Annotated in this window: 21 protein-coding genes; 12 read left to right on the plus strand and 9 right to left on the minus strand. The window is 67.1% G+C overall.

Annotated features, from left to right (window positions below):
• Positions 1-423 precede the first annotated feature (423 nt).
• On the plus strand, positions 424-777 hold the full coding sequence (locus tag AB1634_11590) for a helix-turn-helix transcriptional regulator (GenBank protein MEW6220159.1): 354 nt from the start codon (positions 424-426) through the stop codon (positions 775-777).
• 195 nt (positions 778-972) lie between these two features.
• On the plus strand, positions 973-1,866 hold the full coding sequence (locus AB1634_11595) for a dihydropteroate synthase (GenBank protein MEW6220160.1): 894 nt from the start codon (positions 973-975) through the stop codon (positions 1,864-1,866).
• Positions 1,867-1,938: 72 nt separating this feature from the next.
• On the opposite strand, the gene greA is transcribed toward AB1634_11595, so the two are convergent.
• Complete coding sequence (greA, locus tag AB1634_11600) at positions 1,939-2,421, minus strand: transcription elongation factor GreA (protein ID MEW6220161.1); 483 nt, start codon at positions 2,419-2,421, stop codon at positions 1,939-1,941.
• Between the two features lie 290 nt (positions 2,422-2,711).
• Here greA and AB1634_11605 point away from each other — a divergent pair, with 290 nt between their 5' ends.
• Both AB1634_11605 and AB1634_11610 read left to right on the plus strand, forming a co-directional pair.
• Positions 2,712-4,658 (plus strand): ABC-F family ATP-binding cassette domain-containing protein, encoded by a 1,947-nt coding sequence (locus AB1634_11605; GenBank protein MEW6220162.1) that lies wholly within the window; start codon positions 2,712-2,714, stop codon positions 4,656-4,658.
• Positions 4,659-4,764: 106 nt separating this feature from the next.
• The gene (locus tag AB1634_11610; GenBank protein ID MEW6220163.1) at positions 4,765-5,067 is read left to right on the plus strand and encodes a two-CW domain-containing protein; all 303 of its coding nucleotides are present in this window, start codon (positions 4,765-4,767) and stop codon (positions 5,065-5,067) included.
• A 40-nt stretch (positions 5,068-5,107) separates the two neighbouring features.
• On the opposite strand, the gene AB1634_11615 is transcribed toward AB1634_11610, so the two are convergent.
• Genes AB1634_11615 through AB1634_11630 form a run of 4 tightly spaced genes read right to left on the minus strand, consistent with a single transcriptional unit; the run spans position 5,108 to position 8,352 of the window.
• A complete protein-coding gene (locus AB1634_11615; GenBank protein MEW6220164.1) occupies positions 5,108-6,034 on the minus strand; it encodes a diguanylate cyclase in 927 nt (308 codons plus the stop codon).
• Positions 6,027-6,926, minus strand: coding sequence for an HDOD domain-containing protein (locus tag AB1634_11620; protein MEW6220165.1), 900 nt, complete (start codon positions 6,924-6,926; stop codon positions 6,027-6,029). The genes AB1634_11615 and AB1634_11620 overlap by 8 nt, the downstream gene beginning before the upstream one ends.
• Positions 6,923-7,231: a hypothetical protein gene (locus AB1634_11625; protein MEW6220166.1), complete on the minus strand. Its 309-nt coding sequence runs from the start codon at positions 7,229-7,231 to the stop codon at positions 6,923-6,925. The genes AB1634_11620 and AB1634_11625 overlap by 4 nt, the downstream gene beginning before the upstream one ends.
• 26 nt (positions 7,232-7,257) lie before the next feature.
• Positions 7,258-8,352 (minus strand): PAS domain-containing sensor histidine kinase, encoded by a 1,095-nt coding sequence (locus AB1634_11630; protein MEW6220167.1) that lies wholly within the window; start codon positions 8,350-8,352, stop codon positions 7,258-7,260.
• Between the two features lie 184 nt (positions 8,353-8,536).
• Here AB1634_11630 and AB1634_11635 point away from each other — a divergent pair, with 184 nt between their 5' ends.
• Positions 8,537-8,833, plus strand: coding sequence for a zinc ribbon domain-containing protein (locus AB1634_11635; protein MEW6220168.1), 297 nt, complete (start codon positions 8,537-8,539; stop codon positions 8,831-8,833).
• An 83-nt stretch (positions 8,834-8,916) separates the two neighbouring features.
• On the opposite strand, the gene queA is transcribed toward AB1634_11635, so the two are convergent.
• Genes queA through AB1634_11650 form a run of 3 tightly spaced genes read right to left on the minus strand, consistent with a single transcriptional unit; the run spans position 8,917 to position 10,667 of the window.
• Positions 8,917-10,020, minus strand: coding sequence for a tRNA preQ1(34) S-adenosylmethionine ribosyltransferase-isomerase QueA (gene queA / locus AB1634_11640; protein ID MEW6220169.1), 1,104 nt, complete (start codon positions 10,018-10,020; stop codon positions 8,917-8,919).
• Positions 10,020-10,220, minus strand: a complete 201-nt coding sequence (locus AB1634_11645) for a DUF2065 domain-containing protein (protein MEW6220170.1) — start codon at positions 10,218-10,220, stop codon at positions 10,020-10,022. The genes queA and AB1634_11645 overlap by 1 nt, the downstream gene beginning before the upstream one ends.
• 33 nt (positions 10,221-10,253) lie before the next feature.
• The gene (locus AB1634_11650; protein ID MEW6220171.1) at positions 10,254-10,667 is read right to left on the minus strand and encodes a CBS domain-containing protein; all 414 of its coding nucleotides are present in this window, start codon (positions 10,665-10,667) and stop codon (positions 10,254-10,256) included.
• Positions 10,668-10,879: 212 nt separating this feature from the next.
• On the opposite strand from AB1634_11650, the gene ispG reads away from it, so the two are divergent.
• The 3 genes from ispG to AB1634_11665 are packed head-to-tail and all read left to right on the plus strand — an operon-like array spanning position 10,880 to position 15,897.
• Positions 10,880-11,995: a flavodoxin-dependent (E)-4-hydroxy-3-methylbut-2-enyl-diphosphate synthase gene (ispG, locus tag AB1634_11655; GenBank protein ID MEW6220172.1), complete on the plus strand. Its 1,116-nt coding sequence runs from the start codon at positions 10,880-10,882 to the stop codon at positions 11,993-11,995.
• A gap of 9 nt (positions 11,996-12,004) precedes the next feature.
• Positions 12,005-13,753 (plus strand): proline--tRNA ligase, encoded by a 1,749-nt coding sequence (locus AB1634_11660; protein ID MEW6220173.1) that lies wholly within the window; start codon positions 12,005-12,007, stop codon positions 13,751-13,753.
• Positions 13,738-15,897 carry a bifunctional (p)ppGpp synthetase/guanosine-3',5'-bis(diphosphate) 3'-pyrophosphohydrolase gene (locus AB1634_11665; GenBank protein MEW6220174.1) on the plus strand — a complete coding sequence of 720 codons (2,160 nt, stop codon included), beginning with the start codon at positions 13,738-13,740 and terminating at the stop codon, positions 15,895-15,897. The genes AB1634_11660 and AB1634_11665 overlap by 16 nt, the downstream gene beginning before the upstream one ends.
• A 118-nt stretch (positions 15,898-16,015) precedes the next feature.
• On the opposite strand, the gene rpmB is transcribed toward AB1634_11665, so the two are convergent.
• Entirely contained in the window at positions 16,016-16,207 is a 192-nt protein-coding gene (gene rpmB, locus AB1634_11670; protein ID MEW6220175.1) for a 50S ribosomal protein L28, read from the minus strand.
• 363 nt (positions 16,208-16,570) lie between these two features.
• Between rpmB and AB1634_11675 the strand changes: the two genes are divergently transcribed.
• From AB1634_11675 to dinB, 4 genes are all read left to right on the plus strand, one after another.
• On the plus strand, positions 16,571-17,944 hold the full coding sequence (locus tag AB1634_11675) for a cytochrome c biogenesis protein ResB (GenBank protein MEW6220176.1): 1,374 nt from the start codon (positions 16,571-16,573) through the stop codon (positions 17,942-17,944).
• 50 nt (positions 17,945-17,994) lie between these two features.
• Positions 17,995-18,840: a c-type cytochrome biogenesis protein CcsB gene (gene ccsB / locus AB1634_11680; protein MEW6220177.1), complete on the plus strand. Its 846-nt coding sequence runs from the start codon at positions 17,995-17,997 to the stop codon at positions 18,838-18,840.
• 110 nt (positions 18,841-18,950) lie between these two features.
• Positions 18,951-19,343: a cytochrome c3 family protein gene (locus tag AB1634_11685; protein ID MEW6220178.1), complete on the plus strand. Its 393-nt coding sequence runs from the start codon at positions 18,951-18,953 to the stop codon at positions 19,341-19,343.
• A gap of 95 nt (positions 19,344-19,438) precedes the next feature.
• Positions 19,439-20,287, plus strand: an 849-nt coding sequence (gene dinB / locus AB1634_11690; GenBank protein ID MEW6220179.1) for a DNA polymerase IV, incomplete at its 3' end; no start/stop codon positions are given.

The raw sequence follows: 20,287 nt of genomic DNA on the forward strand, positions 1-20,287 counted from the left end.
ACCTCCCGCCCCTTCCCAACCAGCCTCCGCTCCCGGACAGAGGCACACCTCCCACCAGTCCCGGCACTGCAAGGGCTGCATGTCCTCCCTACCGGCTCGTCGCGCTACCCGGTTATCGAATATCCAGGTCACTTTCCAACCCTTGACCATATCCCAAAAAACGGAATACCATGCGCATGGCCTGGAACGTCACTCTGTCACGGACGGCCAGGAGTCAGGCGGCAAGGCTGCCGGATGCCGTTCGGGTGCGACTTCTTCGCCTCCTGGCGGACATCGAGAGCAACGGTCCCGTACGTGGCGATTGGCCCAACTACTCCCGCCTGTCGAATAGCAAGCACCACTGCCACATCAAGAAGGGGCGGCCGACATATGTTGCCGTGTGGGAGGAGAAAGAAGACGAGGCCAGGCTCGTGGAGGTTGTCTATGCTGGAACACACGAAAAAGCTCCGTATTGAGCCTGCGATCGAGGCCAAGTTCCGTGGCAGCGCTGCTGCTATTTCCAGGCTGCGGCAGATGGCGCAAGAGATCGGCATCGAGGATACCTCGGATACTGTTCCCTGGCGAGAGGCCTTCCCGGAGTATCGAGACAATCTCCCAGGCTCTATCCTGCGTGGCTCCAGGTATAAAGAAGGACTTACACAGAAACAGCTTTCGGCGTTGACGGGGATTCCCCAGAGCCACATCTCGGAAATGGAGCACGGGAAGAGGCCCATCGGCAAGACCACTGCCAGGAAGCTTGCTGCCGTCTTTCGATGCAGCTACCGGATCTTCCTGTAAGGCCTGCCATCGGTCGCTCCCGCCCCTGCCCCGCGTTTTGCTGGTTGACAACCCCCCCCGATTGAGGCTATCTAACGGCGACTCCATCCTGACCATGAAGACAGGGCCGCTGCCGCCGCGCGGAGGCACCACAGGCAGCCCCGCCACCGACGAAGAGCCATCGCCATCCGGCACCACGACGAAGGAGAACAAAGCATGAGCACGGTTTTCGCCATTGCCGAGAGCATCAACATCATGGGCAAGCGCAGCGGCACCGCCATGAAGGCGCGAGAGGCCGGCCCCATCCAGGAGATGGCCCGGGAGGAGAGCGCTGCCGGGGCCAGCTACCTGGATCTCAACATCGGCCCTGCCAGGAAGGACGGCACCGAGCTTCTGCCCTGGGTGGTGCAGACGGTGCAGGCTGTGACCCAGACCCCTTTGTGCCTGGACACCACCAACACCGATGCCATGGCCGCCGGCTTCGGGGTGGTGGCCAACAGGGCCGATGCCATCATGAACTCCATCTCCGCCCAGCCGGAACGGATGGAGAAGCTCATTCCGGTCGCGGCCAGCGCCGGCTGCAACGTCATCGCCCTGCTCTGGGGGCCGGACGGCATGCCCCGGGACTCCAACGAGCGGGCGGCCATGGCCGTGGATCTGCTCATGGCGCTCAATGGCGCCGGCATTGCCAATGAGAAGATCCTCTTCGACCCCATCGCCACCCCCATCACCCTGGGCCCGGACCAGATCAACTCCGGCCTGGAGTTCCTGAACATGCTGCAGGACATCGCGCCGGGCGCCAAGTCCACGGTGGGGCTGTCCAACGTCTCCAACGGCGTGCCGGACCACCTCCGCAAGTACCTGGACCGGACCTACCTCATCATGCTCATGAAGTACGGTCTGGCCACCGCCATCGTCAACAGCTACGACCAGGAGCTCATGGCCATCGCCGGCGGCAAGCGGCCGGAGCTGGTGGCCCTGGTGCACGGGATGATGGATGGCAGCGAGCCGGACCCGTCGGCCCTGTCCGGCTCCCTCTTGGAGCACTACAAGACCTACCGGGTGCTCTCCGGCCAGGCGGTCTTCTCCGAGTCCTGGCTCACCCTGTAACGTCTCCTGCGGGCAACAAAAAAAGGGGCCGTGTGGCCCCTTTTTTTGTTGCCCGCTGTCCCTGGCCGGGGATCAACTCTCCTCGGGCGCCCCGATCTCCAGCAGCTCGAACTGCCGGATGCCCCCCGGCGTCTGGACCGTGACCTCGTCGCCCACCTGCCTGCCGATGATCGCCCGGCCGATGGGCGACAGCACCGAGATGCTGCCGTTCTTCACATCCGCCTCCTCGGGGCCCAGGAGCTGATAGGTCACCTCCACCTCCGAATCAAGATCCAGGAGGGTAACCCGGGTACCGAACACGGCCCGGGAGCAGTCGACGGTGGTGCAGTCGATGATCTCCGCCCGGCCCAGCTTGTCCTTGAGCTCCATGATCCGGCCTTCCAGGAGGCCCTGCCGCTCCTTGGCCGCATGGTACTCGGCGTTCTCGCTCAGATCGCCATGGCCCCGGGCCACGGCAATGGCCTTGATGACATCGGGTCGCTCCACCCGCTCCAGACGGCTCAGCTCCTCCCGGAGCCGGGTGTGGCCGGCCCGGGACATGGGGATACGCTGCATCGGATTCGATTCTCCCTGTCCTGCTCCCCCTGTACCCAGGGGGGCCTTTACGCACGGCAGCCGCTGGTGTAAAGAGCGGCGACGCGCACCAAACAGAAGACCTCCCATGGATGACAAACCCTTCCAGGGGAGGCCGCAACCGACATCGTCGCCACTTTACGGCATCGGCATCCGGAAAGCAAGGCTCCAGTTCCATCCTGCGCCAGGACCGATGCGCGCCATCTCGCACGACGCCCTGGGGGCCTCCGTGGGGCACCGCCGCCCGGGACGACCCTGTTCATGACATTGCCATGATCTTCATCCAGAATCTGACTGTTCAGCACGGCAAAAAGATCCTTTTCGCTCAGGTCGACGCCCGCATCAACCCCGAGGACCGGATCGGTCTGGTGGGGGTGAACGGCGCCGGCAAGTCCACCCTGCTCCGCCTCCTGGCCGGCCTCCAGGAGGCAGACAACCGGGCGATCACCCGGGCGCGGGGGGTCAGTGTCGCCTATCTGCCCCAGGAGATGGATTTTGCCCCCTCGGGACGGACGCTCTACCAGGAGGCGGAAACGGTCTTCGCCGATCTCGCCGCCCAGGAGGCGGAGCTTTCGGCCATCAACCAGCAGTTGGCCGCAGTGACCAGCGTGGATGCCGCCTGCGAGACCCTGCTGGCCCGCCAGGCCGAGCTGCAGCACGCCCTGGACCAGGCAGACATCTACCGCCTGGGCTCCCGGATCGAGAAGATCCTGGCGGGCTTGGGCTTCTCGCAAACCGACCTCAGCCGGCCCTGCCACACCTTCAGCGGCGGCTGGCTGATGCGCCTGCATCTGGCGAAGCTGCTCCTGGCCCAGCCGTCAGTCCTGCTCCTCGATGAGCCCACCAACCACCTGGATCTGGAATCCCTGACCTGGCTGGAGGAATTCCTGGCCGCCTCCAAGAGCGCCATGGTCATTGTGTCCCACGATCGGGCCTTCCTCGATCGGGTGACGAACCTGACCTGGGAACTCTCCCTGGGCAAGCTGACCCGTTACCGGGGCAACTACTCGGCCTATGTGGCCGCCAAGGCCACCCGCCAGGAGGTGCTGCAGGCGGCCTACGCCAACCAGCAGCAGCGGATCCAGCAGACCATGCGCTTCGTCGAGCGCTTCCGGGCCACCTCCACCAAGGCCAGCCAGGTGCAAAGCCGGCTGAAGCAGCTGGAGAAGATGGAGCGGATCGAGCTGGAGGAGGCGGAAAAGGCGATCCGCTTCCGCTTCCCCGCGTCCATGGCCTCTGGCCGGGTGGTGGTCGAGGTGGTCGGGCTGGCCAAGTCGTACGATGGCAAGGCGGTGCTGCGGCAGGTCTCCTTCAGCCTGCAACGGGGGGACAAGCTGGCGGTGGTGGGGGTGAACGGGGCGGGCAAGTCCACCCTGATGCGGCTCATTGTCGGCCAGGAGAAGCCGGATCAGGGCCGGGTTCGCCTGGGCTACGGAGTGGTGCCCTCCTTCTTCGGCCAGCACCAGGCCCAGGAGCTGGACCCCGGCCGAACCGCTCTCGAGACCCTGGCCGAGACCGGCCGGGAGATGACCATCACCGAGCAGCGGTCGCTCCTGGGGGCCTTCCTCTTCCGGGGCGACGAGGTGGACAAGAAGGTGCAGGTGCTGTCCGGCGGCGAGAAGAGCCGGCTGGCCCTGGCCAAGATGATTGCCACGCCGGCCAATCTTCTCCTCATGGACGAGCCCACCAACCATCTGGACATGACCTCCCAGGAGGTGCTCCAGGAGGCCCTGGTGCAGTATGACGGCACGGTGATCGTCGTCTCCCACAACCGGTACTTCCTGAACCGCTTCGTCAACCGGGTGCTCCAGATCAAAGACGGTACCGCCACCCTGTTCGAAGGCGATCTGGACGACTACCGCCGCCGTCTGGAGGGCCAGACGATCGCGCCGCCGCCCCCCCCGGTCGCGGAACCGGCCCCGGGCCGCGGCAAGGCGGCGCGCCAGGATCGGGTGCGCCGGCTCGACCAGCGGAACCGCCTTCTGGCTCCCTGGCGCCAGAAGGCCACCGCGGCCGAGCAGGCCATCGAGGCCCTGGAAAGGCGCAAGGCTGAAATGGAAGCAGCCATGGCGGCGAGCCAGGTGGGGTCCAGCGAGGCCCTGGCCGCCTGGACCCGGGAGTATCGGCAGCTGGAGACCCAGCTCAAGAGCCAGTACACCGCCTGGGAGACGGCCCTGGCCAAAGTGAGTGAGCTGGAGGCCGCCGGGGATGAGGGCTGACGCCGCTGGCCGGCGGCCGGGGATTGTGGCGCCCTGCTGGCTGTGCTAGGCTGAGCCAGCGTTCCGGGAGGGGGGAGGCGTCCGGCAGTCCCTTGCGAGGTGAGCCATGGCCAAGGAGAATTGTTGGGAGGTCATGCAATGCGGCCGGCAGCCGGGCGGCTGGCGGAACATGGATCTCGGGGTCTGTCCCGCCGCCACGGAGACCCGGATGGACGGGATCCATGGCGGCACCAACGGCGGCCGCGCCTGCTGGGCCCTGGAAGGCACCCTGTGCGACGAGGAGGTCCAGGGCAGCTTCCTGGACAAGTACCACCGCTGCCTGACCTGCCCGTTCTACCATCAGGTGCTGGCCGAGGAAAGCGCAGTCCTGGACTGCCAGGCCATCCTGGCCCGACTCACCGGCGGCTGATCGGACCCACGACGCGCCGGGTGGCCACCGGGGCCCACCCCTACTGGCGGCGGCGGTCCACCACGTAATTGGAGCCGTCCAGGGTCTTGACGTAGTGCTTGAGCCCGGCGGCTGCCGCCGCCACCTCCCCGGAATGGCTGAAGCGCCCACCGCCGGTGGTAACAGCGGCGATGGACAGGGACAGCAGCCCGAAGCGGGTCTCCCGTCCCTGGCGGTCGGTGCCCACGAAGCCGCCGGCTGCCAAGTCCGCCGGGGCGATGAACATGGTCTTCACCGCCTCGAAGTGGGCGAGAATCCGCTCACAGACCACCCGCACCCGGCCCTCCGGGACGATGAGCACGAAATCGTCACCGCCGATATGGCCGGCGAAGCTGTCGTCCCGTACCAGCTCATCGAGGACATTGACGACGATCCGGGCCACCATCAGGATGACATCATCCCCCTGGGAAAAGCCGTAGCGATCATTGTAGGGCTTGAAGTTGTCGATATCCACGTAGCAGATGGCAGCCGGGGTCTCCTTCTCCAGACTGGTCTGGATGGCCCGGAGGATGGAGGTGTTGCCCGGCAGCTTGCTCAACGGGTTGTTGTCGAACACCCGGAGCAGGCGGGCCTCGGCCAGGGAGAGGCGGGCCAGAAGCTCCTCCGTGCCGAAGGGCGTGGTGAGAAAATCGTCCACTGGATAGGCCTTCCAGTCCAGGCCCCGGATGACCTCCTCCGCGGAGAGAACCAGAAGGACCGGGATGTTGGCCTTCTGGATCGAGGCCTTGACGGCCCGGATCAGCTCCCGATCCGCCCCACCGTCGAACCCCCTCTCGGCGACCAGAAGATCCGGCGGGTCCTCCAGGATGACCGCGATGGCCTTGGCCCGGCTGGCCGCCACCTGGATACGGTAGCCGCGCGCCTCCAGGGGCACCCGGCGCTCCGGGCTGTCCAGGAGGCCGGAGCCGGCCACCAGCAGCCTAGACATTGGCCGGTCCGCCGGCTGGCCGACCCTCCATCCCCGCCTGGATCTCCAGGCTGAAGCCTTTGACGTCCCAAAGCTTCTCCTCCACCACGGCCAGGAGGTCGTCCAGGTCCTCCCGGCTCAACCGCAGGATATCCCAGGCCTTCTTGGACAACGGCGGCACCCAGACGTCGTCGCCGTGACCGTAGCCCAGGCCACGCACCAGGATGTCGCCGAAGTGAACGATGGCGCAGGCCTGCGGGTTGATCTTTGCCTCTTCCGGGGCATGGTGGAGAAGAATCGGCTCCACGAGCCGGTCCGGAAACATCCAGAACCTGGCCAGCCAGCCGCCAGCCTCGGCATGCTGCAGGCCCAGGCACTCCAGCTCCGCCTGGTACCGAGGGATGTGGCGCTGGCGCACCATCGCGCCGATCTCCTGGTACGGGCCGGGCAGCTCCAGCTTCATGGCCACCTTGCCCAGGTCATGGAGGAGAGCGGCGGTGCTCACCTCCTCCGGATCGCTGACCTGCAGGCGGCGGGCCAGCTCGTTGGCCACAACGGCGCAGCCCAGGGAGTGCTGCCAGAGCTCCACATCGTGCTGCTCCATGAGCTCGAAGATGGAGGCGCTGATGATGAGGCTCTTGATGACGTTGAAGCCCAGGAGAATGATCGCGGAGGACAGGGAGCTGATCCGCTGGGGGAAGCCGTAGAAGGCCGAGTTGACCAGCTTCAACAGCTTGGCGGACAGGATATGGTCCTGGGCGATGACCCGGCCCATCTGGTCGGTGGTGGTGTCCGGGTTCTCGGCCATACGAGTGAGCTTGGCCACGATACCCGGCAGGGTGGGCAGGTTCTTGAGCTCCTTGAGCTGCCGCCGGAACCGGCGCCGCTCCTCACTCTCTTCCTGGTCCATCATCGACCTTGTGCGGCGATAAGCCGCTCCCGGATCTTCATCTTGAGATACATGAGCGGCGGGATGTCCTGGACGCGGCTGAACCGCTCGTCCAGATCCGCCAGCTGCTCCTCCAGGGTCTTCTCGCCCTCCACCCCCAGGGGATGGCCCTCCACCGTGATGGAGCCGATCTCCAAATGCCGCAGCCGGTCGATGATCGCCTCGGTGAGCTGCGTGCCCTTGCCGCACAGCACCCGGTCTCCGCTCACGAGGACCGCCCGGGCCAGGACCATGCCCGGTGCTGCGGCGGCAAGGGGAATCTGCTGCATGACGGATGGCACGAGACCAGGACGGGCTAGAGGGGCCGGACCCGGAAGGCCCGCCGCCGCTCCACCGGGCAGCGGAAGGTGAAGGTGGCGCCGTCGCCGGGCTGGCTGGCGAGGGTGAGCCCACCGCCAAGCTCCCGGGCGATGCTGGCCGCAATGGTGAGCCCCAGGCCGATGTGGGATGGCTTGTTGGTGAAGAAGGGATCGAAGACATAGGCCTGGTCCGCCAAGGGCACCCCCATGCCGGTGTCCCGGACGGCAAGGAGAATCTGGCCATCTTCCACTGCCACCGTCACCGCCACCGTATCCTCGGGACGGAACAGGGCCTCACAGGCATTCTCCAGCAGCACGATCAGAATCCTGACCAAGAGCCTCTTGTCGGTGTAAATGCCGGTGTCGGCCGCCACCGGCGACGGCACCAGGGGCAGGAAGCGGATCGGCCGGCCAGCGAAGGTCTCCAGGGCCAGGGCTTCCCAGGCCAGCATCAGGGAGCCGATACGCTCCCAGGCGAAATGGGGCGCGACCACGTGGCCGAACTCCATGATCCGGGCCACGATCCGCTCCAGTCGCCCGGTCTCCCGCTCGATGGTCTCCAGGTAGCGCTGGACGCGGGTACAGTCCAGGTCCGGCCGCCGGAGCACCCGGGCCAGCCCGCCAATGGCCACCACCGGATTACGGATGTGGTGGGCCAGCTCGTCAAAGATCTTGCCCATGCGGGCGAAGCGCCCCTCCTCCAGCACCTCCCGCTCCAGCCGCTTGTACTCGGTGATGTTGGTGATGCTGAAGATGAAGAAGCGGCCGCCCTCGCGCTGGTATAGACTGCCGGTCAGCCAGCAGAAGATCGGCCCGCCTTTGACATCCTTGAACAGCACCTCACCGGAGAACTCGCCGTCAGTCTCGATCATCTTGAAGACGTTGCGGCAGAGGATCTCCACGTCCTCATCCATGAAGAAGAGGCCAAAGGGGCTGCCTGGCGTGCGCTCCTGCTTGTAGCCGAACATGGCCTCGATATGGCGGTTGCAGAACAGGATAACGCCCGCTTCATCGGTGAGAACGATCCCCTGCTTGACCAGCTGCAGGATATCGAAGGCGCTGTCGTGACCGATGTCGACGGGGGGATGCATGGTGCAGCACAGCTCCAGGAACGACCACGTTGGACGCCGGCCGGGCCATTGACAGGGCCTGGCCCGTTCATTACATTATGGCCGGCTTTCGCCCCCCCTTGGCAAGGCCTTTTGCCGGCGGAACAATCTTTCTGTGCTCCTGATCGAGGAGCCGTGGCTGGACCCTTTGCGAGGAGACGTACCCATGCCCATCTACGAGTACCAATGCGACAGCTGCGACCATGTCATTGAGGCCTTCCAGACCATGGCGGATCCGCCGCTGGCCACCTGCCCGTCCTGCGCCGGCTCGCTGCGCAAGCTGGTTTCGGCCAGCTCCTTCGTGCTCAAGGGCGGCGGCTGGTATGCCGACGGTTATGCCAGCAAGGGGAACGGCAATGGCAACGGCAAGGGAAAGACCGCCAGCGGCAAGGCCAGCGAGGGCGCGGTCTCCAAGCCCGCCGCTGACAGCGGCAAGACCGCCGCGGCCAGCACCGCCAGCTGATCCGCCTTTTGAAGTCGTGCCTCCGGCCGTCGTCGCCAGCCTGGTGACGGCGGCCGTCGCCTTTTCTCGGCCCTGCCCGGCCGTCAGCGCATGATCAGCATGGCGTCCCCGTAGCTGAAGAAGCGCCAGCCTGCGGCCAGAGCCTCCTGGTAGGCGGCCAGGATCCGTTCCCGGCCGGCCAGGGCCGAGACCAGGAACAGCAGAGAGGACCGGGGCAGGTGGAAGTTGGTGATGAGATTCTCCACTACCCGGAAGCGATAGCCAGGATAGATGTAGAGGCGGCACCAGTCCTGGCACGGGCGGAGGCGACCATCGGCGCCAGCGGCAAACTCCAGGGCCCGGGCGGTGGTGGTGCCGACCACGAACAGCCGGCCGCCAGCGCTGCGGGTGGCATTCACCGCCTGCGCGGTGTCTGCCGTGACGGACACCAGCTCGGCGTGGATGGCGTGCTGGCGGATGTCCGGCACCCGGACCGGCTGGAAGGTGCCGTAGCCGACATGGAGGGTGATGGAGGCGATGCCCACCCCCCGGGCCCGGATGGCGGCCAGAAGCCCGGGGCTGAAATGCAGGCCGGCGGTCGGTGCGGCCACCGCGCCCGGGCTGCCGGCGTAGACGGTCTGGTAGCGCTCCCGGTCCTCTTCCTGCTCAGGCCCGTTGCGGCGGATGTAGGGCGGCAACGGCATCTGCCCGTAACGGGCCAGCAGTTCGTCGAGAACGCCCCGATAGCGCAGCTCCACCTGGACCTCCGGCCCCTTCTGGGCGGCAGCCGGCAGCACCACCTCCAGATCCGGACCGAGGCTCAGCGGCTGGGGCTTGCTGCCGCGCCGTCCCCGGACCAGGGCCAGCGCCACCGTACTCTGCCAGCCGCCCGCCGCCGGTGGTGGTGCCGCGGGATAGCCCAGCAGCAGCACCTCCCGGCGGCCCCCGCTGGGCGTAACGGCCAGCAGGCGGGCCGGGAACACCCGGGTGTCGTTGACCACCACCAGATCGCCGGGCGCCAGCCGCTCGACTATCTGCCGGAAGACCAGCTGCTCTGTGCGATTCTCCCGGCAGTGCAGCACCAGGAGGCGGGAGGCGTCCCGCTCCCGGGCCGGGGCCTGGGCAATCGCCTCCTCGGGCAGGGGATAGTCGTAGGCATCGAGGTCGTAGCGGAGCGGCTCCGGCTCCGGCAGCGGGGTCCGGCCCATCAGGGAACAAGGCCGGAGCGCTGGGCCAGGTAGCACAGGGAAAGCCCCAGCACCAGCGCTGCCAGGCCGACCAGCCGCACCACAACCGGCGACGCCTCGGCCAACTGCCGCATCCAGCCCTGCATCGCCGCGGGAAAGGCTGCCCAGGGCAGGCCTTCCAGCACCAGGACCAGCCCGATCAGGCTCAGGAGGAGCTTCATGGTCCAGGACGCCGGGAATGCGGCCAGCCGTTTCTAGGCGATGACCAGCCGCAGGAGGTCGCGCACCGATACCGTGCCCACCCGGCCGGCAGCGCCGGACACCATCAGGTTGTGGACCCCGGCCGTGGCCATCACCCCGAGGGCGTTCATCACGGTCTGCGCCTCGTCCAGCTGGACACAGGGGCTTTTCACCTTGCCGGTGCCGATGAGCGCGCAGGCGGTCATGAAGCTGGCCGCCCTGGTGCTGTCGAGGTCGGCGCCCTCGGCCAGCCTGGTCATGATGTCCATGTCCGTGATGATGCCCGCGACCACGTCCCCCTCCTTGACCACCAGCGATGACCCCTGGCTGTCGACCAGCTTGGCGATCACCTGTCTGAGGCTGGCATCTCCACTCACCCATGGGGTATCCCAGCGCACCGCCTTGAGGATCGCATCCTGCATGCCCATGATCTTCCCTCCCAAAAAGGTGGTCCAGAAGCAGAAGCGCCACACCGCACCTGCGCTACCATAGCCAACGGGCACGGCCACGGTCAAGGACTAGTCGCGCCGCGCTCCGGCCGGAAAAGAGGGGGTGCGCAATCCGGGGCGAGACGGTATAGTGCAACCCCATCTTGACAGGACCCCTCTTTGCCCGCCCCCTGACCTGCGACCAGATGTCCATGACTCCGCTTCGGCGCAAGACCCGGCAGATCCGGATCGGTCAGATCCCCATCGGGGGTGATGCCCCCATCGCCGTCCAGTCCATGACCAACACCGACACCCGGGACGTCACGCGGACCGTGGCCCAGATTCAAACCCTGGCCCGGGCCGGTTGCGAGATCATCCGGGTGGCGGTGCCGGACCTGGAGGCAGCCCGGGCCATCGCCGCTATCCGCGCCCAGATCCCCATCCCTTTGATCGCTGACATCCATTTCGACGCCCGGTTGGCGGTGGCGAGCATGGAGCACGGCGCCCAGGCCATCCGCATCAACCCCGGCAATCTGGGGGGGCGCGACAAGCTCCAGCGGGTGGTGGACGCCGCCCGCCAGCACCAGGTGCCGATCCGGGTGGGGGTCAACGCCGGCTCCCTGGACAAGGAGATCCTGGCCCGCCACGGCCATCCCGGCGCCGCCGCCCTGGTGGAGAGCGCCCTGGCCAACATCCGCCTCCTGGAGGCGATGCGCTTTTCGGACATCAAGATCTCCATCAAGAGCTCGGACCCCATGACCACGGTGGCGGCGTACCGGCTGCTCGCCGACCGGACCGACCACCCGTTGCACCTGGGGGTCACCGAGGCCGGCGGCCTCATCGCCGGCACTGTGAAGTCGGCGGTGGCCCTGGGCATCCTCCTGGCCGAGGGCATCGGCGACACCTTCCGCATCTCGCTCACCCGGGATCCGGTTGACGAGGTGCGGGTGGGCTGGGAGCTCTTGCGCAGCCTCCGGATCCGCAGCCGCGGGCCGGAGCTCATCTCTTGCCCCACCTGCGGCCGTTGTGAGATCGATCTCTTCCGGCTGGCCGGGGAGGTGGAAAGCCGGATCCAGACCATGGAAGCGCCGGTGCGGGTGGCGGTGATGGGCTGCGTGGTCAACGGGCCCGGCGAGGCCCGGGAGGCGGACATCGGCGTCGCCGGCGGCAAGGGGGTTGGCCTCCTGTTCGCCCACGGCGAACGGATCAAAAAGCTGTCCGAGGAGGCGCTCCTGCCCACCCTGCTGGCCGAGCTGGACCGGATCGAAAGCGAGCACCAGGCGGCCAAGGCGGCCGCAACCGACAAGGATTCAACCCCCAAGAGCTGAACAGGCATCATGCGAGCCACCCAAGCCCTCATCCCGACCCTGAAAGAGACCCCGGCCGACGCCGAGGTGGCCAGCCACCAGCTGATGCTGCGGGCCGGCCTCATCCGCAAGCTCACCGCCGGCATCTACTCCTACCTGCCCCTGGGCCTGGCGGCCATCCGCAAGGTGGAGGCCATCGTCCGCCAGGAGATGGGCCGGGCCGGCGCCCAGGAGGTCCTCCTGCCCATGGTCCAGCCCGCTGACCTCTGGAAGGTCTCCGGCCGCTGGGAGAAATACGGCCGGGAGCTGCTGCGCCTCAAGGATCGCCACGACCGGGAGGCCTGCCTGGGCCCTACCCACGAGGAGGTGATCACCGATCTGGTGAGCCGGGAGGCCCGCTCCTACCGGAGCCTGCCCCTCAACCTCTACCAGATCCAGACCAAGTTCCGGGATGAGATCCGCCCCCGCTTTGGGCTGATGCGGGGCCGGGAGTTCATCATGAAGGACGGCTACTCCTTCGACGCCACCGAGGAGGGCGCCGTTGCCACCTACTGGCGGATGCACGAGGCGTATCACCGCATCTTCTCCCGGTGCGGCCTACGCTTCCGGGCCGTGGAGGCCGACACCGGCACCATCGGCGGCTCCTTTTCCCACGAGTTCATGGTCCTGGCCGATACCGGCGAGGACACCCTGGCCATCTGCACGGCCTGCTCCTACGCCGCCAACCTGGAGAAGGCCCGATCGGCGCCCGGCGAGTTGGTGGGCGCCGGCGAGGCCCCTGCCATCCTCACCCGGGTGGCCACCCCGGACCAGCGCACGGTGGCCGAGGTGTGTCAGTTCCTGGGCATTCCGCCGGCCCGCCTCTTGAAGACCATGGTCTACCTGGCGGACGGCCAGCCGGTGGCGGTGCTGGTGCGGGGTGACCACGAGGTGCAGCCGGTGAAGCTGGCCAACCTTCTGGGCGCGGTCGAGGTGACCCTGGCCGATGACGCGGCGGTAAGCCGCCACACCGGCGCCCCCTGCGGCTTTCTGGGACCGGTGGGCCTGTCGCTCCGGCTGGTGGCTGACGAGGCGGCCATGGCGGTGGCCAATGCGGTCACCGGCGGCAACGAGAAGGACTGCCACCTCACCGGCGTCAACCCGGGCCGGGATTTTGCGCCCCAGGCGGTGGCGGACCTGCGGGCGGTGACCGCCGCCGATCGCTGCCCCAGCTGCCAGGGGCCGCTGGCCATCACCCGCGGCATCGAGGTGGGCCACATCTTCATGCTGGGCACCCGGTACAGCGAGGCCATGGCCGCCCGCTTCCTGGATCAGGACGGCCAGGAGCGGCCGTTCATCATGGGCTGCTACGGCATCGGCATCGGCCGGACGGTCGCCGCGGCCATCGAGCAGAACCACGACCCCAACGGCATCATCTTTCCGGCCCCCATCGCGCCCCTGCAGGTGGCCCTCCTCAACCTGGCGCCGGAGCAGCAGCCGGCCGCAGCGGCTTGCGAAGAGCTCTACGCCCAGCTCGAAGCCGCAGGCATCGAGGCGTTGTACGACGACCGCAACGAGCGGCCGGGCTTCAAATTCAAGGACGCCGACCTCCTGGGCCTGCCCTTCCGGATGGCGGTGGGCAAACGCTTCCTGAAGGACGGTCTGGTGGAGATCCGCTCCCGGGCAGACGGTGCCAACTGGGAGTGTCCCTTGCCCGAGGCGGCCGCCCTCCTCGCCACCCTGGTCCGGGAGCGGATGGGAGCCGCCGCCCAGGTGCCCCTGCCTTGCCATCGGCAATGACCGCGCCGGCCCTGGACACCCTCGTCACCCGCCTCCGGGAGTACCACCCCCAGGCCGACCCCACGCCCCTCGCCCAGGCCCTGGATTGGGCCAGCCGCCTGCCGCCGATTCCGGGGCCCCTGGCCGCAGAATCCAGCCTTGATCACGGGCTGGCGGTCTCCAAGGTCCTGGTGGCCATGAAGCTCGACGTTGCCTCGGTGGCGGCGGGCCTCTTGCATGATCTCCTGGAGCGGCGGCCGGAGCTGTTGGCCGAGGCCCGGGAGGCGGTGGGGCCTGAGGCGGCCCAGCTCCTGGCCGGACTGCCCAGGATGCCGGAGACCGCTGTCTTCAACCGTCTCGAGCATCAGGCCGAGACGGTGCGCAAGATGTTCGTGGCCATGTCCCAGGACATCCGGGTGCTCCTCATCCGTCTGGCCGACCACCTCCATGTCATGCGCACCCTGGATGCCTACCCGGCGGAGGTCCGCCCGGAGATCGCCCGGGAAACCCTGGACCTTTTTGCCCCCCTCGCCTACCGGCTGGGCATCGACTGGGTGAAGCGGGATCTGGAGGATCTGGCCTTCCGGCACCTCCATCCGGAGGCCTATGCGGATCTGGCCGCCCGGGTGGAAAGCGCCAGCCACGACCGGGAGATCTTCGTCCAGGAGATCCTCGCCCTTCTGGATGCCAAGCTCCGGGAGCACCAGCTGGAAGGCTTCCGGCTCCTGGGCCGGCCCAAGCACCTCTACAGCATCTACCGCAAGCTCCAGGTCCAGAAGATCCCTCTGGAGAAGGTCTACGACAAGGTGGCCTTCCGGATCATCTTTCCGACGGTGGAGGCATGCTACGCCGCCCTGGGCATGGTGCACTCCCTGTGGCCCATGGTGCCGGCCCGCTTCAAGGACTTCATCAGCAAGCCCAAGGCCAACGGCTACCGCTCTCTGCACACCTCGGTGATCGGCCCCCGGGGCGAGTTCATGGAGATCCAGATCCGCACCGAGGAGATGGATCAGGTGGCCCGGGAGGGGATCGCCGCCCACTGGGCGTACAAGGAAAAGAAGGCCATCAGCAGCCAGGATGCCAACGTGGTGCGCTGGCTCAAGCAGATGGTCCAGATCCAGCAGGATCTGGCGGACCCCCGGGAGGTTCTGGACTCCACCCGCCAGGAGCTGTACACCTACGAGGTCTACGTCATCACCCCCAACGGCGAGGTCAAGGAGCTGCCGGCCGGCAGCACACCCATCGACTTCGCCTACAGCATCCATACCGAGGTGGGCCATCGCTGCACCGGTGCCAAGGTGAACGGCCGTATCGTGCCGCTCCGCTACCAGCTCCAGAACGGCGACCGGGTGGAGATCCTCACCTCGCCCCACCAGAAGCCGAGCCGGGACTGGCTGGCCTTCATCAAGACCGGCCGCGCCCGGGCTCGGATCCGCCAGTGGCTCAACGCTGAAGAGCAGGAGCGTCTTCTCGACCAGGGCCGGGAGATCCTGGAGCGGGAGCTGCGGCGGGTCGGCCAGAGCCTCAAGCGGCTCCGGGAGACCGGTCACCTGGACATGATCCGGGAAGAGCTGGGGCAGGCCACGCCGGAAAACCTCTTCCGGGCCGTGGCGGCGGGCAAGGTGCCGGTGGCCAGCATCCTCGACCTCCTGGTCCCGCCAGAGGTGCGCAAGGAGCGCCAGGAGGAGGCGGAGATGCCCGTCAAGGGCGTCCCCAGCCGGGCCGACACCGGCGAGGTGGTGATCGTCGATGGCATTGCGGACATGCCGGTGAAGATCAGCCGCTGCTGCACGCCCCTGCCCGGGGACGCCATCATGGGCTTCATCACCACCGGCCGCGGGGTGTCGGTGCACAAGCCCACCTGCCCGAACTATCTGGCCAGCGAGCCGGCCCGCCGCATCGGCGTGCGCTGGCCGGGCCAGCGGCATGGCGCCTACCGGGCCCAGATCCTCTTGTTCACCCAGAACCGCAAGGGCATGCTGGCCCAGATCAGCCAGACCATCAGCGCCGATGACGCCAATATCCTGGATCTGACCGCCAACTCCCGCCGGGACGGCACGGCCGTGCTGCGAGCCGCCCTGGAGGTGGCCCATCTGGACCAGCTGCGGGCGATTCTCGACCATCTCCGCCAGCTGGACGGAGTCCTGGAGGCCCGCCGGGAATAGAGCCGAGCTGGAGACCGCCTGGCGTCAAAGACCGGAGCCGTTCCAGGCGCACCTTGGTGAGCCCGGAACGGCTTTCCTGATCGGAGCGGAAAAAAGGGGGGACGAAACCGGAGGGGGGTCAGGCAGGCTTGACGACTGCGCCGGATCGGATGCAGCGGGTGCAGACCCGCATGTGCACCGCCCCCCCGTCCTTGGCCACCCGCACCCGCTGCAGGTTGGGAATCCAGCGGCGGTTGGTCTTGTTGTTGGCGTGGCTGACGTTGTTGCCGGTAGCCGGCCCCTTGCCACAGATCTCGCAGACTTGCGACATGTCAACACCTCATGATCGGAATGAAGGCGGAGAAAGGGGAATTGTATAACCGGTCAACGATCCGGCTGCAAGCTTTTTCCGCAAACGCCTCCGGACAGGCCGCCGCTGCCCCGGCGTCTGCCTATTGACACCCTTTTTCAGCCCATGGTAGCCTTCGCTGCTAGGTGGGATGCGACTTGTCCCGGCAAGCCGTGTGCTTCGTTGTCTCCGGCCGCCCTGCCACCGGCCGCGATGTCCCAGGGACCGTCCTGGCCCTGAGCGCGCCCACCCCACGGGGGCTGGCCCCAGCGCCACCGGAAGCCTGACCAGCCTTCGGCCCGCAGCCTCCTTCTCCCCTTAACCCTTCGGATGGAATCCACTGGCATGACGAAAGAGAAGAACCCGGTTTGGGCATTCTTTGCCTCGGTCAAGCTGGCCCTGTTTCTCCTTATCATCCTTGCGGTCACCTCGGTGATCGGCACCCTCATCCCCCAGGGTCAGGAGCCCGGAGTCTACGTCCGTGAGTACGGTCCTGGCCTGGCCCGGGTCTTTCAGCTCCTGCAGTTCGACCAGATGTACGGCTCCTGGTGGTTTGTCGGCCTCCTGGGCCTGTTCAGCATGAACCTCATCGTCTGCTCCCTGGACCGGATCCCCAACGTCTGGCGGCTGGTGGTGCAGGACAACCTGGACACCGACGAGGCCAAGCTGGCCCGCTCCACCCACCACTGGAGCCAGAGCCGCAGCACCGGCGTCATGGCCACGGCCGCCGCCGTGCAGGAGGCCATGACCGCTGCCGGCTGGCGGCCCCAGCAGGAAGGAGCCGCGGGCGGGGACGGACGGCTGTTCTTCGCCCAGAAAGGCCGGATGACCCGCCTGGGGGTCTACGTGGTCCACAGCAGCATCCTCATCATCTTCGTGGGGGCCATCATCGGCTCCCTGCTCGGCTACAAGGCCAGCGTGCTCATCGCCGAGGGGGCCTACAGCGACCGGGTCTTCAAGTCCAGCGGCGACAATGCGGCTGTGCCCCTGGGCTTCCAGGTGCACCTGGACAAGTTCACCCTGGACCTCTATCCCACCGGCGCCCCCAAGGAATTCCGCTCGGACCTCATCGTGATCGAAGACGGCCAGGAGAAGCTGCGCAAGTCCATCGTGGTCAACGATCCCCTGGACTACGGTGGACTGACCTTCTACCAGGCCAGCTACCAGGGTCTGCCGGAATACCGGATGCAGCTGGTCAATACCAGGACCGGTGCCCAGAAGAGCCTGGACCTGGAGCCCCGCCAGCAGGAGAGCTGGGCCGAGGAGGGGGTCGTGGTGGGGCTTCTCAACACCGCCGGCTCAGGCCCTACCACCTCCAACCTCAAGATCTGGTTTTCGGACGGCCAGGGCGAGCCCCAGACCTTCTGGCTCAGCCAGGGCGGCCCCCGGCTTCTTGCCACCGCCAAGGGCAGCTACCAGATCTCGTATGTCCGGCAGCGCTTTGCCACCGGTCTGCAGGTGGCCAAGGATCCGGGGGTCTGGTATGTCTACACCGGCTGCATCCTGATGCTGGTGGGCATCTACGTCGCCTTCTTCATGTCCCACCGCCGGGTCTGGGTGCTGGTGCGACCGGAAGGGGACGGCTCATGGATCCTGGCTGCCGGCAACGCCAACAAGAACCGGATTGGCTTCGAGCGCGATTTTGATACACTGGTGGCGCACCTCAGTGGCCAGGATCAGGGCGGTCCAGCCGCCGCCAACCCGGACCACGAGGCCTGATCTGCCGCCCTCCCTGGCCGACCGCGGCCGTTGACCGACAAGGACCGACCATGAACAGCTCGCAGCTCCTGGGCCTCACCACCTTCATCTATCTTCTGGCCTCGGTCTTCTACCTGGCCATTTTCATCTTCCGGGCCAACTCCCTGGGCCTGGTGGCCTCCCTGGCCACCGGTCTGGGCTTTCTGGTGCAGACCGCCGGGATCATTTTGCGCTGGCAAGAGTCGTACCAGATGGGCTTCGGCCATGCCCCCCTGTCCAACATGTACGAGTCGCTGGTCTTTTTCGCCTGGTGTATCGCCATCTTCTATCTGTACCTGGAATGGCGGTTCAAGAACCGGATTATCGGCTCCTTCGCGGTACCCTTCGCCTTCCTGGCCATGGCCCTGGCCAGTCTCACCTCCAGCGAGATCGCTCCTCTGGTGCCGGCCCTGCAGAGCAACTGGCTCATCGCCCACGTCATGACCTGCTTCGTGGGCTACGCCGCCTTTGCGGTCGCCTGCGGGCTGGGGGTCATGTATCTCCTCAAGGCCGCCCGTCCCGCCAAGCCCAAAGGCGCTCCCACCGGGCTTCTCGACAGCCTGCCGGACCTTCGGGTCATCGACGACGTCACCCACAAGAGCATCATCTTCGGCTTTCTCTGGCTGTCGGCCGGCATCATCACCGGTGCCATCTGGGCGAACTCCGCCTGGGGCACATACTGGAGCTGGGACCCCAAGGAGACCTGGTCGCTCATCACCTGGTTCGTATACGCGGTGGCCCTGCACGCTCGCTTCGTCCGGGGCTGGGGCGGCAAGCGCATCGCCTGGATTGCCATCATCGGCTTCTTGTCGGTCGTTTTCACGTATTACGGGGTCAACTACCTCCTGTCCGGCCTGCACAGCTACGCCGGCGGCTGAACGGCAGCAGGCGCTTGACAAAAGGCCGGCCGGCGGTATTATTGTGGCCGCGGTTGCCAGAAACTGAACCGCGATTCATCAACCTTCGAGCCAAAAGGGGGAGATCGACGATGAAGAAGAGCATTCTTGTGGGCACTGCCCTGGCCTTCGCCCTGAGCCTGGCCGTCGCTGGTATGACCGTGGCGGCTGCCCCGGCGGATCAGATGACCCTCAAGACCGCTGCCGCCAAGAAGCCGGCCGAGTTCAATCACAAGAAGCACTCGACGGCCTACAAGTGTGGCGAGTGCCATCACAGCAAGGGCGCTGACGGCAAGGCGGTGGCAGACGACACGGGCGCCAAGGCCGCCAAGTGCGAGTCCTGCCACAACGACACCATGGCCAACGAGAAGCTCAACAGCTTCCAGAAGGCCGCCCATGAGAACTGCAAGGGCTGCCACAAGAAGGAGAAGGAAGCCGGCAAGAACGCCCCGGTGGACTGCAAGGGCTGCCACGGCGGCACCTGATCGTCGAGTCTTGGAGGGAGATGACAAGCGGGGCTGCCCTGAAGGCAGCCCCGCTTGTTGCGTTTTGGCCCCGGGATGCTCCACTCGGTGAGGTCATGAAGGACCGGACCATCCTGCATCTGGACATGGACGCCTTCTATGCCTCCGTCGAGGTCTTGGACCGACCGGAGCTGGCTGGTCGGCCGGTGATCGTGGGGGGCAGTGGCAGCCGCTCGGTGGTCGCGGCTGCTTCCTACGAGGCCCGCGCCTTGGGCGTCCATTCGGCGCAGCCCATGGCCCGGGCCCGGCAGCTCTGCCCGCACGGCAGCTTCCTGCCGGTGCGCATGGGCCGCTACCGGCAGGTCTCGGCATCGATCCTGGCGATCTTTCTCGACCACACCCCCTTGGTGGAGCCGTTGTCGCTGGACGAGGCCTTCCTGGATGTCACGGCCAGCCAGACCCTCTTTGGGCCGGCCGCGGCGATCGCGGCCCGGATCAAGGCCCGGGTGCGCGCCGAGCTGGGCCTCACCGTCTCGGCCGGGGTGGCCCCCACCAAGCTGGTGGCCAAGATCGCCTCCGATCTTGAAAAGCCGGACGGACTCACCATCGTCCCGGCGGACCAGGTGCAAGCCTTCCTCGCCCCGTTGCCGGTGGGCCGGCTGTGGGGGGTAGGCGCTACGGCCCAACGGGAGCTGGCCCTCCTGGGGGTCCGCACCATCGGCGATCTGGCCCGCTTACCGGTGGAGGTCCTGCGCCGGCGCTTCGGCCAGGCCGGCCAGGCCATGCATGACCACGCCCTGGGACTCGACGAGCGGCCGGTGGAGCCCGAGCGCCCCGCCCTCTCCCTGGGCCGGGAGGAGACCTTCGAAGAGGATATCACGGACCGGGTGCAGGCCGAAGATGCTCTCCTCGGGCTGGCCATGGCCGTGGCCCGCCGGCTGCGCCGCCATGGCCTGGCCGGTCGC

Source organism: Thermodesulfobacteriota bacterium (genome assembly GCA_040755095.1).
GTDB lineage: Bacteria > Desulfobacterota > Desulfobulbia > Desulfobulbales > JBFMBH01 > JBFMBH01.

Bases quoted from the DNA above. Each gene is read 5' to 3' on its own strand.
- AB1634_11590 (MEW6220159.1), top strand. From the start codon at position 424: ATGCTGGAACACACGAAAAAGCTCCGTATTGAGCCTGCGATCGAGGCC.
- AB1634_11595 (MEW6220160.1), top strand. From the start codon at position 973: ATGAGCACGGTTTTCGCCATTGCCGAGAGCATCAACATCATGGGCAAG.
- greA (MEW6220161.1), bottom strand. From the start codon at position 2,421: ATGCAGCGTATCCCCATGTCCCGGGCCGGCCACACCCGGCTCCGGGAG.
- AB1634_11605 (MEW6220162.1), top strand. From the start codon at position 2,712: ATGATCTTCATCCAGAATCTGACTGTTCAGCACGGCAAAAAGATCCTT.
- AB1634_11610 (MEW6220163.1), top strand. From the start codon at position 4,765: ATGGCCAAGGAGAATTGTTGGGAGGTCATGCAATGCGGCCGGCAGCCG.
- AB1634_11615 (MEW6220164.1), bottom strand. From the start codon at position 6,034: ATGTCTAGGCTGCTGGTGGCCGGCTCCGGCCTCCTGGACAGCCCGGAG.
- AB1634_11620 (MEW6220165.1), bottom strand. From the start codon at position 6,926: ATGATGGACCAGGAAGAGAGTGAGGAGCGGCGCCGGTTCCGGCGGCAG.
- AB1634_11625 (MEW6220166.1), bottom strand. From the start codon at position 7,231: ATGCAGCAGATTCCCCTTGCCGCCGCAGCACCGGGCATGGTCCTGGCC.
- AB1634_11630 (MEW6220167.1), bottom strand. From the start codon at position 8,352: ATGCATCCCCCCGTCGACATCGGTCACGACAGCGCCTTCGATATCCTG.
- AB1634_11635 (MEW6220168.1), top strand. From the start codon at position 8,537: ATGCCCATCTACGAGTACCAATGCGACAGCTGCGACCATGTCATTGAG.
- queA (MEW6220169.1), bottom strand. From the start codon at position 10,020: ATGGGCCGGACCCCGCTGCCGGAGCCGGAGCCGCTCCGCTACGACCTC.
- AB1634_11645 (MEW6220170.1), bottom strand. From the start codon at position 10,220: ATGAAGCTCCTCCTGAGCCTGATCGGGCTGGTCCTGGTGCTGGAAGGC.
- AB1634_11650 (MEW6220171.1), bottom strand. From the start codon at position 10,667: ATGGGCATGCAGGATGCGATCCTCAAGGCGGTGCGCTGGGATACCCCA.
- ispG (MEW6220172.1), top strand. From the start codon at position 10,880: ATGACTCCGCTTCGGCGCAAGACCCGGCAGATCCGGATCGGTCAGATC.
- AB1634_11660 (MEW6220173.1), top strand. From the start codon at position 12,005: ATGCGAGCCACCCAAGCCCTCATCCCGACCCTGAAAGAGACCCCGGCC.
- rpmB (MEW6220175.1), bottom strand. From the start codon at position 16,207: ATGTCGCAAGTCTGCGAGATCTGTGGCAAGGGGCCGGCTACCGGCAAC.
- AB1634_11675 (MEW6220176.1), top strand. From the start codon at position 16,571: ATGACGAAAGAGAAGAACCCGGTTTGGGCATTCTTTGCCTCGGTCAAG.
- ccsB (MEW6220177.1), top strand. From the start codon at position 17,995: ATGAACAGCTCGCAGCTCCTGGGCCTCACCACCTTCATCTATCTTCTG.
- AB1634_11685 (MEW6220178.1), top strand. From the start codon at position 18,951: ATGAAGAAGAGCATTCTTGTGGGCACTGCCCTGGCCTTCGCCCTGAGC.